Source organism: Alloalcanivorax balearicus MACL04 (assembly GCF_025532145.1).
GTDB classification, from domain to species: Bacteria; Pseudomonadota; Gammaproteobacteria; order Pseudomonadales; family Alcanivoracaceae; genus Alloalcanivorax; species Alloalcanivorax balearicus.
This window is the reverse complement of sequence record NZ_ARXS01000033.1, coordinates 37,002-50,118: the sequence shown is the minus strand read 5'-3', so window position 1 is coordinate 50,118 and position 13,117 is coordinate 37,002. Positions and strand designations below refer to the sequence as shown.

Genomic DNA, 13,117 nt, shown 5'->3' with positions numbered 1-13,117 from the left:
CAAGCTCCCACAGCGGCTTCGTGGCCCCTTCCATACCAACGATCGATGTTATGGGAGGCAGAAGGGCCTTTGTACAGACCTGTCGCGATATTGTTTCGTCGACAACCAACGAGATCAGCCTGTCACAACAACGCCGCCAGCCGCGCCAGACCTTTTTCCACCCGATTGTCCCAACGCACCGCGCAGTTCAACCGCAGGCAGGACGAGAACTTATTGCCGGTGGAAAACAATGATCCCGGCGCGAAACTCACCCCCTCCTGCAAGGCCTGTTCCGCCAGCACCGTGGTATCGATCTGCCCGGGCAGTTCCACCCACAGTACGAACCCACCCGCCGGACGGCTGATCCGGGTCCCATCCGGAAACAACTGCTCCACCCGCGATGTCATTCGCGCCACCGCCTTGGCGTGTTCGCCGCGCAGCTGCCGCAGGAAGCGGTCGTAATGGCCCCGCTCCAGATAGCGCGCCATCGCCAGCTGCGAGGCCGTCGCCACCGATACCGTATTGATGAACTGCAGATACTCGGCGCGCCGCTGCTGACCGCCAGGCACCAGCCAGCCGACCCGCAGCCCCGCGGACAGTGTCTTCGACGACGACGCACAATAGTAAACCAGCCCGTCCCGGTCCCAGCTTTTCACCGGCCGCGGACGCGGCCCAAACAGCGGCAGATCACCGTAGATATCATCTTCCACCAGAGGCACTCGATGTTGGCTCAGCAATGACAGCAACGCTTGCTTGTCCTGATCGGAAAGACACGACCCCAACGGATTGGCGAAGTTGGTGACCAGCACGCAGGCTTTCACCGGCCAGCGCTCCAGCGCCACGGCCAACGCTTCCAGAGAAATCCCCTGCCGCGGGTCGGAAGGAATCTCGAGTGCTTTCAGTCCCAGCGATTCCAGCACCTGCAACAGCCCGTAATAGGTGGGCGATTCCACCACCACGGTATCACCGGGCTTGGTCAACAGCTTAAGCGCAATGGTCACCGCTTCCTGGCAACTGTTGGTGATCAGCACCTGGTCCGGCGACACCGGACATTGCAGCGCCACCAGACGACGGGTAATGGCCTGACGCAGTTCCAGGGCGCCCGGAGGAAATTCATACCCGACACAACGGCGCCGCTGCTCCCGCAGTACCGAATGGAAGGCCCGCTCAATCGCCGCCACCGGCATGAAATCCGGATCCGGCACCGCCGCCCCGAAATTCACCAGCGACGGATCGTTGACCGCCTGAATCAGTTCCAGCACCCGGTCCTGACCGCTCACCGCCCGCGGCCGGGTACTGGCGCGACGCATTCGCGGCGCATCGAAACGGGCCGGCGGCCGCGACACGTAATAGCCGGATCGGGGGCGCGCCTCCAACACACCGCGCTGTTCCAGTTCACGGCAGGCGCTCACCGCCGTGGCCACGCTGACATTATGCTGATGACTCAATCTGCGCACCCCCGGGAGGCGCTGGCCAACGTCGTAGACACGCTTTTCAATCAGCGTCTGCAGCTGGTCGGCCAGTTGGTGATAAAGGGTCATGCCAGCGTTCTCCATTTCAGGCGGCGTGCTCAGGAGGCGAGCATCATTGGCACAGCTGGCCCACACCTAAACTGTGCCGGTTCAAATTGACGTTTTTATATCTGTATCCCTACCCCGTGCAAGCTTAATCTGACCTTTCTTAGAACCTGTTTAAGAAGGTCACATGGGATATTGGGAAACACTGCTGCCCCTGGCCGGATTCGTGACGGTGATGACCGGCACCCCCGGCCCCAACAATCTGATGCTGATGGCCTCCGGCGCCAACGCCGGATTCCGCCGCTCTCTGCCGCATATCATGGGCATTCTGGTGGGCTGTCAGATCCTGCTGTTGTGCGTGGCGCTGGGCCTGGGGCAACTGCTGGCCCGCTTTCCGCAACTGTCGTTGACGCTGCGCGTTCTCGGCCTGCTCTTTTTGCTCTATCTGGCCTGGCAGTTGGTACGGCACCGCCATGCGCCACTGCGTGGCGATCACCGCGGCGCACCACTGACGTTCTGGCAGGCCGCCCTGTTCCAATGGGTCAACCCGAAAGCCTGGATGATGATGGTCACCGCCGTGGCCACCTATACCGATCCGCTGCATTTCTCCGCCAGCCTGATGCTGGTGGCATTGTGTTTCTTCTTTCTCGGGCTGCCGCTGATTTCGCTGTGGAATCTTGGTGGCGTGGCCTTACAGGGCTGGCTGCAACATGGGCAAAGACTGGGCCGCTTCAATCTGGCCATGGCGGCCTTGCTGTTGCTGTCGCTCTACCCCACTTTCATGTCGTGATGCCAAGGCCCGCCGCCTGACGTACACTGGCCTGATCGTCGAATCAGTCCTGGGAACCTGGCATGCAAAACGGCCTGATGGTGCTGCACAGCAACCGTCTGGAAACGCTTACCGATCTGCTTATCGAGTGGCTGGGACGCTATCCGCTGGCGCCGCTGGAAACGGAAACGGTGCTGGTGCAATCCAACGGCATGGCGCAATGGCTCAAGCTCAAGCTGGCCGGGCCCGACGCCCTCGGCATCGCCGCCGGCACCCGCTTTCAAATGCCCGCCCGCTTTCTTTGGAACGCCTACCGCACCGTGCTCGGCGAAGACCGGGTGCCACGTACGTCACCGTTCGATAAGTCGAGACTGCTGTGGCGGCTCTATCGGCTACTGCCGATGCTGCTGGACGATGATCGCTTCGGCCCGTTGCGTCATTTTCTTGCCGACGACGCCGATGGCCGCAAACGCCACCAGTTAGCGGAACGATTGGCCGACCTGTACGACGCTTATCAGGTCTACCGGGCGGACTGGTTGGCGGACTGGGAACAGGGAGAGGATCGATTGCGGCGTTCCGATGAACGAGCGCTGTTCGATGACTTTCCGGAAAGCCAGCGCTGGCAGGCACATCTGTGGCGAGCGGTACTGGCGGACATGGACGCGACGCAAACCACCCTCAGCCGCAGTGCCATCCACAACGCCTTTGTTTCCGCCCTGCGCAACGGTGAGTCTCCCCCGGGGTTGCCGCGCCGGCTGGTGATTTTCGGTATCAGCGCCCTGCCGCAACAAGGGTTGGAGGCGCTGGCTGCCCTCAGCAGCCATTGTCAGATCCTGATGTTGGTACAGAATCCGTGCCGCCATTACTGGGCGGACATCGTCGAGGACCGGCATCTGCTGCGCCGGCAGTTGGAGCAGCGCAAACGGCACCTGACCGCCCTGCCGGAAAACCGCGTCAACCCGCTGCTCGCCGCCTGGGGAAAACAAGGCCGGGACTTTATCGGTTTGCTTTACGACCACGACGATCCCGACAGCTACCGGGCCGCCTTCCACAATCAAATTGATCTGTTCGAAGACCGCGAGCCGGAAACGCTGCTGCAACAGCTGCAGCATGACATTCTCGAACTGGAGCCGTTGCCCGCACGCGACCAGCGCCCTGCTCTGCGGGTGGATGACTCACTGCAATTCCGCATCGCCCACAGCGCCCAGCGGGAAGTGGAAATTCTTCAGGACGCACTGCTGGAACGGTTTGCCCACGACCCGGATCTCAAGCCGCGCGACGTCATCGTCATGGTGCCGGACATCGAGGCCTACGCGCCGCACATCGACGCCGTATTCGGCCGCCTGGATCACGGCGATCCCCGTTACCTGCCCTACACGCTCAGCGACCGCAGCGCCGGCGCCGCCTCGCCCCTGGCCCAGGCGGTGGAAACGGTACTGCATCTGCCGCAATGGCGTTTCACTGCCTCGGATATTCTCGACCTGCTCGACGTGCCAGCAGTGCGCCGCCGCTTCGGCATCGAAGAGAGCGCCTTGCCGCAACTGACGCAATGGATCGAACAGGCCCGCATTCGCTGGGGGCTGGACGCGGAGCAACGACACAGCCTCGACGTTCCCGGCTTCGAGCAAAACAGCTGGGCGTTTGGCTTGAAACGGATGCTGGCCGGCTACCTGCTCGGCGACGCCCCGGCCTGGCGCGGCATCGAGCCGCTTGACGAAGTGGCGGGTCTGGGCGCGGAACTGGCCGGGCGGCTTGCGCGCCTGCTGGACACCTTGCAACGGCATTGGCGGGCGGTGCGCGAACCGGCCGACGTTCAACAATGGCAGGCCCGTTTCACCGCCCTGCTGGACGATCTGTTCGCACCGGACAGTGCCGAGGATCAGGCCCTGGATGCCGGCCTGCGCGACGCCCTCAGTGACTGGCTGGCGGCCTGTGAGGAAGCGGACTTCGCCGGCACCTTGCCGCTGACGGTGGCGCGCCGGCCGCTGCTGGATGCGCTTAACGCCGAGAGTCTGTCACAGCGTTTCATGGCCGGGCGCATCAATTTCTGCACGCTGATGCCGATGCGCGCCATCCCCTTCCGGCATGTCTGCCTGCTGGGCATGAAGGACGGTGACTACCCCCGCCAACAACAACCGATGGACTTTGATCTGATGCGGCAATGGGGCCGCTACCGTCCCGGCGACCGCTCGCGCCGTGACGATGATCGCTATCTGTTTCTGGAGGCCCTGCTCAGTGCTCGCGACGGCCTGTACATAAGCTGGACCGGTCGCAATGTCCGCGACAACAGCGAACGGCCGCCTTCGGTGCTGGTGGCGCAGTTGCGCGACTATCTCAATCAGCGTTGGCAGATCGTCGATAAGAGCGTCGATAAGAGCACCGGCAATGGTGGTGATGTGGCCGACCACCTGACCGTGCAGCATCCGCTGCAACCTTTCAGCCGCCGTTACTTCGATGCCGACGACGACCTGACCACCTACGCCAACGAATGGCGCCCCCTGCACGCCCACGACGAGACGGCGGAAGAAGACAATCCCTTGCCGCTGCCGCCGCTGGAAAATAATGAGCCGGTCAGTTGCGCCGCTCTCGGGCGTTTTCTCAAGCAGCCGGTGGCGCATTTCTTCGAGCAACGATTGAAAGCCCAGCTCCGGCAGGACAGCCATAACCTCGACGACACCGAGCCGTTCAGTGTGCAGGGGCTGGAGCGCTGGCAGTTGCAGGACCAGTTGCTCGGCGAAGCATTGCGCGCCGGGCCGGATCAGGCCAGCGAGGCCATGCACACTACTCTGGAACGCCTGGCCGGCAGCGGCGCGTTGCCGTTGGCGCCCTTCGCCGAGGGTAGCCGCGCCACCTTGTTGATGCCGTTGCGACGCCCCCTGCAGCAGTACTTCCTGTTGCTGGCACAAAGCGGCGCGCTACAACCGCAACTGGAAATCCAGCTCGACGCCGGCGGCCTGCCGCTGGAAGACTGGCTGGTGGACCTGCGCGGCGAGGCCTCCCGGCCGCGACGGCTGGTATTGAAAACCAGCCGTCTGCAAGGCTCTCTGGAGAAGCTGACCACCGACTGGGTCATACACCTTGCCGCCTGCGCCAGCGGCCACGCCCTGACCACGCAAATTCAGGGACAGGACGGCCTGTACAGCCTCGCGCCAATGGACCCGGCCACCGCGCGGGAACGGCTCGACGCCATCGGCCGGGCCTGGCAGCAGGCCCTGTGCGAACCGTTACCCATTGCCTGTGCCACCGCCTTCGCCTGGCTGGCCGGAGAGGAAAAAGACAAAGGCGAGGCCGAGGCCCGCAAGGTCTTCGAGCCTGGTTTCAACAGCGACGGTGAACAATTCCGGGAACCGGCCATCGCCCGTGCCTGGTCCGGCTTCGACGCCATGTTGGCGGTGCGGCATGACGACAAGCCGGCCTTCTGTCACTGGACCGAACAGCTCTACGCGCCGCTCTACCAACAGGCGCAATGGACTGAACAGGGAGGGCCGGTCGCATGAGCCAGCCACGCCCGCTGCCGCTCACTTTCCCATTGCACGGCACGCGCCTGATCGAAGCCAGTGCCGGCACCGGCAAGACCTTTACCCTGGCGGCGCTGTATCTGCGGCTGGTGCTGGGGCACGGCGGCCAGGCCGCGTTCCGCCAACCCTTGCTGCCGCCGGAAATCCTGGTGGTGACCTTCACCGAAGCCGCCACCGAGGAACTGCGGGAGCGAATCCGCGACCGGTTGGCGGAAGCGGCACGGGTGTTCGCCGATCCCCAGGCTCACAAGCCCGATGTCATTCTCCAAGGTTTGCTGGACGACTACGCCGACGATGAGCAACGCCGCCATTGCGCGCAACGGCTGAACGCCGCCGCCCAGTGGATGGATGAAGCCGCCATTTACACCATTCATGGTTTCTGCAACCGCATGCTCAAACAACATGCGTTCGATTCCGGCAGTCTGTTCAGCCTGGAATTGCAGGAGGACGCCAGTGATGAACAGCAGCTCGCCGCCTGCGACTACTGGCGTAACGTCATAGCACGGTTCCCGGTAAGCGCCGCCAATGCACTGCAAGCCAACAAGCTGGGCCACCCGGAAGCCCTGCTGGCGCAATGCCGGCCGCTGCTGGGTCTCAGCGGCACCGATCCGGACACTCTGCCGGAAAGCGTGCAACGCTGGCTCGATGATAGCGGCCCGCAAGCGGCCCTGGAGCAAAACGCTCGCGACACCCTCACCGCCGAGTTGCCGGCGTTGCTCGAATGGGTGCACAGCGCCCGTGACAACAAATGGCTCAACGGCAACAGTTACCGCGCCAACAGCCTGCCGGGCATGCTGCTGACGCTGGAACGCTACGCCGCCGGCGAGGTACTGAACGACAAGGACTACGACACGCTCGCACGCTTCTCCACAGCAGGCATGAAGCTGACCAAGAAAGGCGAGGAACATCGCCCCGGCTTCGCCTTCTGTGATCAGTTGGATCAGATCTTGGCGCAACGGGAACAAGCGGCGTTGCCGCGCACCGACCTGCTTGCCCACGCCGCCGCCTGGATCGGCAAACGGGTGGACCGGATGCGCCGGCAAACCGCCACCATGGGGTTTGACGATATGCTGAGCCGTCTCCACGGCGCCCTGCACGGCGACAACGGGGCCCGGCTCGCACAAGTGATCCGCGATCAGTTCCCGGTGGCGTTGATCGACGAATTCCAGGACACCGATCCCACCCAGTACGGGATTTTTTCAGCGTTGTATGAGCACCGCGACGACACCGGCTGGTTCATGATCGGCGACCCCAAACAGGCGATCTACGCCTTTCGCGGCGCCGACGTGTTCACCTATCTGCAAGCCCGGCGTGCCACCAAGGGGCATCACTATACCCTGGGCCGGAATTTCCGTTCGGCGACGCCGATGGTGGCGGCGGTGAACCGCTTGTTCGAATACAGCCAGGACAGCCACGGCGATGTCTTCATGATGGACAACGCCATTCCTTTCGAAGCGGTGGAGGCCCAGGGGCGCAAGGACACGCTGTTGGTGGACGGAGAAACCAAATCCGGCGTCACGCTCTGGGTGGAAGACAGCGACAAAGCCATCTCCTCCGGCGTTTATCGGCAACACCAGGCGGCCCGTTGCGCCACCGAGATCGCCCACCTGCTCAGTGGCGCCGAACAGGGTGTCACCGGCTTCCGCGAGGACCAGCACTTCACGCCTTTGCGCCCTCGTGATGTGGCCGTGCTGGTGCGTGATCGTACCGAGGCCAAGGCGATCCGCGACGCTCTGCTCGCTCGGGGCGTGCGCAGCGTTTACCTGTCCGATCAAGACTCCGTGTTCGCGCAGCCGGAAGCGCAGGATCTTTTGCTGATCCTGCGCGCCTGCGCCAGCCCGGAATCCGATGTGCGCGTACGCAGTGCCCTGGCCTCCGGCACGCTGTCATTGCCCTACCAGGAACTGGACCGGATCAATCGGGATGAGGTGCGCTGGGAAGCCATGGTCAATCGCTTCCACGGCTATCGCGAACAATGGCGGCAACAGGGTGTGCTGCCGATGTTCCGGGGCCTGCTCATGGACTTCTCGGTGCCGGCACGACTACAGCGCAGTCTCGACGGAGAGCGCGCCTTCACCAACCTGTTGCACCTTGCCGAGCTGCTGCAACAGGCCGCCACCCAGTTGGACGGCGAGCAGGCCTTGATCCGCTATCTGGAGGACACCGTCAACGATCAGCGCGGCAGCAACAACGACAGCATTCTGCGCCTGGAAAGCGACGATGACCGGGTCAAGGTGATCACCATTCATAAGTCCAAGGGCCTGGAATACCCGGTGGTCTATCTGCCCTTCATTTGCAGTTTCCGCGCGGCGGAAAAGAGCAAGCCGCCCCTGCGTTATCACCGTAAAGGACAGGACGACGCCCATCTTGTCGTGTCGCTGGAACCGGACGACGACATCGAGCGTCTCGCCGATCACGAGCGTCTGGCCGAGGACATGCGCTTGCTCTACGTGGCACTGACCCGGGCCTGCCACAGCTGCACCCTGGGCCTGGCGCCCTATGCCAAGGGCCGCGCCCAACAAAATCAACTGCCACGCAGCGCCATCGGCCAGCTGTTGTTCGGCCCCCAGGGCGTGGCCAATGATCAATTGCTGTCCACGCTGGGCCCGTTGAGCGACGATGCCATCACGGTAATGCCCGCGCCACCCGGCAATGACGAGGTCTATCAGCCGGTCAACACAGTGGCCCGACTGCGCGAACAGAAAATTTTTCCCAGGCGTCCGCGCACGCCCTGGTGGATCGCCAGCTACAGTGCCCTGCGGCAGGTGGAGGAACCGCTGGCTCCCGCCGACGCCCGCGCCGATCAACTGGCGGAAGCCGAGCCGGAACCCGTGCAGAAACCGATGATGGAAACCGCCACGGCGGGGGTGCATGCGTTTCCTCGCGGCCCTCTGCCCGGCACCTTGCTGCATGATTTGCTGGAGCATGCCGCCAACCAGGGGTTCCGGACCTGCCTGGACGCCCCGGAAGAGATGGACAAAAGGGTCGGCCAGCAACTGGAAGCCCGCCACTGGCAGGATCACGACACCACAGTGAAGCAGTGGTGGCGCCAGACTTTGACGACGCCCCTGCCGCTACAGCAAGAGCGGGTACGTCTGGGGGACCTGGATCGGCCGGTGGCGGAAATGGAATTTCTGCTGCCCGCCGAACAGGTGCCGGTGACACGGCTGGATGCCCTGATCCGCGAGCATCTCTATCCCGGACAGCCACGGCCACGCCTGGAAGCCGATACCCTGAACGGCATGCTCAAGGGCTTCATGGATCTGGTGTTCGAGCACCGGGGCCGCTATTACGTGCTGGACTATAAATCCAACTGGCTCGGCCCGGACGATGACGCCTACGGCGATGATGCGCTGGTCGAGGCGTTGCTGGAGCATCGTTACGAAGTGCAGTACGCGCTGTACCTGCTGGCACTGCACCGTTTACTGCGCAGCCGCCTCGGCGACGACTATCACCCGGATAGCCATCTGGGAGGCGCCGTCTACGTCTTTCTTCGCGGTCTCGGCGCGCCCTCCGCCGGCACCGTTTTCAGCGCCGCTCCGGCCGCGCTGGTGGAGGCTCTGGACCGGCTGTTCCTGGGAGACGCCCATGCGAAGTGATGGACAAGGCGATCTGTTCGCCGCCGTCGACTGGCAAAGTGCCCTGGAGCAAGTGCGCGATCAGGGTCAGTTGCGTGACCTGGACGTAGCGGTGGCGCGGTTTCTGCACCAGCAGGCACCGAACACCGATCCGGCGGTCCTGGTGATCGCCGCGCTCACCAGCGCGCAGCTGGCGGCGGGGCATCTGTGTCTGGACCTGGACGAGCCGGAGTTGGCCCAACGGCTATGGCCGGCGGGCATGCCGGACGGTCTGGTGCCGTTACTGCCGCCGCAACCGCAACAGTGGCACGCGCTGCTGCGGGCCAGTGAGCTGGTTGGCGAAGGCCCTGGTCAGCCCTTAGTGCTGGACGGTTCCCGTCTCTACCTGCATCGCAACTGGACCCAGGAGGTCAAGGTCGCCGACTTGCTGCTGGCACGGCTGCGGCACGAACCCTCCGCCCCCCCAGGCGCCGCTCTGGCAAAGCTGTTCGTCGACGGCGATGACGAAGTGGATTGGCAGCAGGTGGCCTGCGCCCTGGCCACCCGTGCCCGCTTGACGGTGATCACCGGCGGCCCCGGCACCGGCAAGACCACCACCGTGGTGCGTCTGCTGGGTTTGCTGCAAAGCCTGGCGCTGGAACAGGGCCGCGCCCTGCGTATTCGTCTGGCCGCCCCCACCGGCAAGGCCGCCACCCGGCTGACGCAGTCCATCGGCGATCAGGTGGCGCGGCTGCCGCTGCCGGAAACCGTGCGCTCGGCCATTCCCACCGAGGTCAGCACTCTGCACCGCCTGCTCGGCACCCGCCCTGACAGCCGCCGCTTCCGTCATCACCGCCATAACCCGCTGCACGCGGATCTGGTGGTGGTGGACGAAGCCAGCATGATCGACATGGAAATGATGGCCAGTCTGCTCGACGCCCTGGACGCCAACACCCGACTGGTGCTGCTGGGCGACAAGGACCAGTTGGCCAGCGTGGAAGCCGGCGCGGTCCTCGGTGACCTTTGCCGCGACGCCGACCGGGGCGGCTACGACGCGACCACGGTGGACTTCATTCAACAGAACTGCGGAGCCGACCTGACCGCTTGGCGCGGCGACGGCGGCCCGTTGGCACAACAGACCGCCATGCTGCGGCGTAACTGGCGCTTCCGTGACAGCCCCGGCATCGGCGCGCTGGCCCAGGCGGTGAATCAAGGTGATAACCGGAGTGTCATCAGCGTCTTCCGACAACATACGGATCAACTACAGCGCGTGGACCTGCGCCGCGATCCTCACTATCCGCACCGTTTCCTGATCGACGGCACGGCCTCGCATCCGGGGTTGAAAGCGCTGCTGCTCGAAGCGGCCAACACACCGGACAGTGACGAACTGGACAACTGGGCCGCCCAACTGCTGGCCCGGTTAACCGAGCGGCAGTTGTTGAGCGGCTTGCGCGGCGGCCCCTTCGGCGTCACCGAGCTGAATCAGCAACTGACCCGGCAACTGCACCGGCAAGGCCTGGCGGACGAACATGAATGGTATCCGGGGCGTCCGGTGATGCTTACCCACAACAATTATCAGCTTGGTCTGATGAACGGCGACGTTGGCCTGACCCTGGCCCATCCGGATGGCCTGAGAGTGGCGTTTCCATTACCGGATGGCCGCATCAAGTGGGTATTGCCAAGCCGGCTGGGCGGCGTGGAAACGGTCTACGCGATGACCGTGCACAAATCCCAGGGCTCAGAGTTCCGACATACCCTGCTGATCCTTCCGGACCGGCCGCATCCGCTGTTGACCCGGGAACTGATCTATACCGCGGTGACCCGGGCGCGGGAGACCTTCACCCTGCTCGAATGCGGTTCAGGCACAGTGCTGAACCAGGCCGTCAGCCGGCGCACCTGGCGCGCTTCCGGACTGTGGCAGCGACTGAACAGGGAGCATGGAGGCCTTCCGGGGCTCTAACAACAGGGGCTACGAATTTATGTCTCCAAGGCCAGAAGAACACCTGCGCTTGCCGGTTCCCTCTCATCCGCGATGAACAAAAAAAGGGCGGCTTACGCCGCCCTTTCTGGTCACGCCGGACATCCCTGTCCGTTCAGACGCTTACTCCTTGAACTGCGGTTCGGACTGTTCGGTGTCGACGAAGATTTCCGCGCGACGGTTATTCGCCCGGCCTTCGCGGGTGTCGTTGGATTCCGCCGGACGGGTTTCGCCGAAGCCTTTGGTGGTGATCTTGGTGCCGTCCACTTTGTAGTCCTGAATCAGACGATCTTTCACCGCCTGGGCACGACGTTCGGACAGACCCTGGTTGTATTCCTCCGGACCGGTGCTGTCGGCATGGCCTTCCACGCGGATGGAACCGCTTTCGCCTTTGTTCAGGTTATCCGCGGCCTGACGTACTTCGTCATTGAACTGGGCGCCGATGTCCGCTTTATCGAAGCCGAAGTAAATCACGTTCATGCTTTGATCGTTAACCGTGTCGTACTTCTGACAACCGCGCTCATCCACCACGGCACCGGCCGGGGTATCCGGACAGGCATCACGATCATCCGGTACGCCATCGCCATCCTGGTCGCCAATCACCGGTTCCGGCTCCGGTTCTGGTGCTGCGTGAGCGGTGCTCACACCAAACAGAACGTTAACCGCGGCGTAGACCTGGCCGGTCCAGAAATCCCGATCCGCCGCATAGGCCTGACGGGTGCCCAAATCCAGCAGGATGCGATCAGCGAAGGCACGCTGAATACCGACTTCCACCCCGGTCATGAAGGCGTGTTGCTTGTCGCCTTTATCGCCGGTAGCGTTGTCGTTGAGGCTTTCCAGTACCAGGTCGCCCATGTTGAAACCGGCATAGGGTTCAAAACCCAGGAAGCTGGTGCCGTTCATGTGGTAACGCAGGCTGGCGAAATAGCTTTGTACATCCCAGCGGGCACCGGAATCGTAATCGCTTTCCACGTCACCATCGGATTCTTCGTACCAGGCCTGGATGGACCAGTTGGGGTTGAAGCGCCAGCCAAGCTGGCCACCATAGAACCAGTTGTCTTCACCGCCATCGACATCTTCACCGAAAGCTTCGTTGTCGTAAAAGAAATAATGGCTGGCGTTGGCACCGATGTACCCATAAGTATCCGGTACATTTTCGGCGAAGGCGGGGGCGGCAATCATCAACGGGGAGATGAACGCCGCTGCGAGCAATCTTTCTTTCATGGCAAGCTCCTATCGGTACAAATCGATCCACAATGGGATCAATGTAAAGCCGCCATCGCCTTATGAGGATAGGCAAAGGTAAATATTGAGAAAAAGAGGAACTTTTTTTACCTCATCTAACATTCCCTAAGCGTTCCGTTTCAAATGACCTTCCGTGAATAAGGTCATTTATCACTAGAAAAAATACAAAACTAATCACAATGACCTATGAATTATTTTTTAACCCACTGCCCGTCCGGAGTTTTGACGTATTCCCCGCCGGCGGTTTTCCCGATGGCCTTCTGACCGGCCAGATTAGCCACCTGCTCCAGCGTGATACCGTTCTGACGGGCAATGCGTTCGTAAGCTTGGCGCCGTTTTTCATTGACTTCCGATACCAGTTGCACCGCTTCCGGCGTTGCCTTCACCACCCCCAGATAGCCATTGGGCTGCTCGCCCACCAACCCCTGGGTTTTGGCCTGGTCCAGTTCCAATGCAAAGGCGCTCCCCGCCATCGTCAGCGCCGCCACCATCAGCGCGATTTTGATTATCTTCATCATGCCTTGCCTCCTTAAACGGCACTCTTTTCCTGGCAA

The 13,117-nt window shown here is 62.8% G+C and carries 7 protein-coding genes; 4 read left to right on the top strand and 3 right to left on the bottom strand.

Annotation, left to right across the window (positions count from 1 at the left end):
• Positions 1-122: 122 nt before the first annotated feature.
• Complete coding sequence (locus MA04_RS19485) at positions 123-1,520, bottom strand: aminotransferase-like domain-containing protein (protein ID WP_163127241.1); 1,398 nt, start codon at positions 1,518-1,520, stop codon at positions 123-125.
• Positions 1,521-1,683: 163 nt separating this feature from the next.
• Here MA04_RS19485 and MA04_RS19480 point away from each other — a divergent pair, with 163 nt between their 5' ends.
• The 4 genes from MA04_RS19480 to recD all read left to right on the top strand — a co-directional run bounded on the left by MA04_RS19480 (position 1,684) and on the right by recD (position 11,300).
• Positions 1,684-2,286: a LysE family translocator gene (locus MA04_RS19480; protein ID WP_163127240.1), complete on the top strand. Its 603-nt coding sequence runs from the start codon at positions 1,684-1,686 to the stop codon at positions 2,284-2,286.
• A gap of 62 nt (positions 2,287-2,348) precedes the next feature.
• Positions 2,349-5,762: an exodeoxyribonuclease V subunit gamma gene (recC, locus tag MA04_RS19475; protein ID WP_262462333.1), complete on the top strand. Its 3,414-nt coding sequence runs from the start codon at positions 2,349-2,351 to the stop codon at positions 5,760-5,762.
• Positions 5,759-9,382, top strand: a complete 3,624-nt coding sequence (recB, locus tag MA04_RS19470; protein WP_262462331.1) for an exodeoxyribonuclease V subunit beta — start codon at positions 5,759-5,761, stop codon at positions 9,380-9,382. Before recC ends, recB begins: the two co-directional genes overlap by 4 nt.
• A complete protein-coding gene (gene recD, locus MA04_RS19465; protein ID WP_262462329.1) occupies positions 9,372-11,300 on the top strand; it encodes an exodeoxyribonuclease V subunit alpha in 1,929 nt (642 codons plus the stop codon). The genes recB and recD overlap by 11 nt, the downstream gene beginning before the upstream one ends.
• Positions 11,301-11,441: 141 nt before the next feature.
• Here the strand turns inward: recD and MA04_RS19460 are convergent, their stop codons facing one another.
• Complete coding sequence (locus MA04_RS19460) at positions 11,442-12,542, bottom strand: OmpA family protein (protein WP_163127236.1); 1,101 nt, start codon at positions 12,540-12,542, stop codon at positions 11,442-11,444.
• 212 nt (positions 12,543-12,754) lie between these two features.
• The gene (locus MA04_RS19455) at positions 12,755-13,081 is read right to left on the bottom strand and encodes a YdbL family protein (protein ID WP_240342819.1); all 327 of its coding nucleotides are present in this window, start codon (positions 13,079-13,081) and stop codon (positions 12,755-12,757) included.
• Between the last annotated feature and the right edge of the window lie 36 nt (positions 13,082-13,117).

Coding starts and splice junctions, on each gene's coding strand:
- MA04_RS19460 (WP_163127236.1), bottom strand. CDS start 12,542: ATGAAAGAAAGATTGCTCGCAGCGGCGTTCATCTCCCCGTTGATGATT.
- recD (WP_262462329.1), top strand. CDS start 9,372: ATGCGAAGTGATGGACAAGGCGATCTGTTCGCCGCCGTCGACTGGCAA.
- MA04_RS19485 (WP_163127241.1), bottom strand. CDS start 1,520: ATGACCCTTTATCACCAACTGGCCGACCAGCTGCAGACGCTGATTGAA.
- MA04_RS19455 (WP_240342819.1), bottom strand. CDS start 13,081: ATGATGAAGATAATCAAAATCGCGCTGATGGTGGCGGCGCTGACGATG.
- recC (WP_262462333.1), top strand. CDS start 2,349: ATGCAAAACGGCCTGATGGTGCTGCACAGCAACCGTCTGGAAACGCTT.
- MA04_RS19480 (WP_163127240.1), top strand. CDS start 1,684: ATGGGATATTGGGAAACACTGCTGCCCCTGGCCGGATTCGTGACGGTG.
- recB (WP_262462331.1), top strand. CDS start 5,759: ATGAGCCAGCCACGCCCGCTGCCGCTCACTTTCCCATTGCACGGCACG.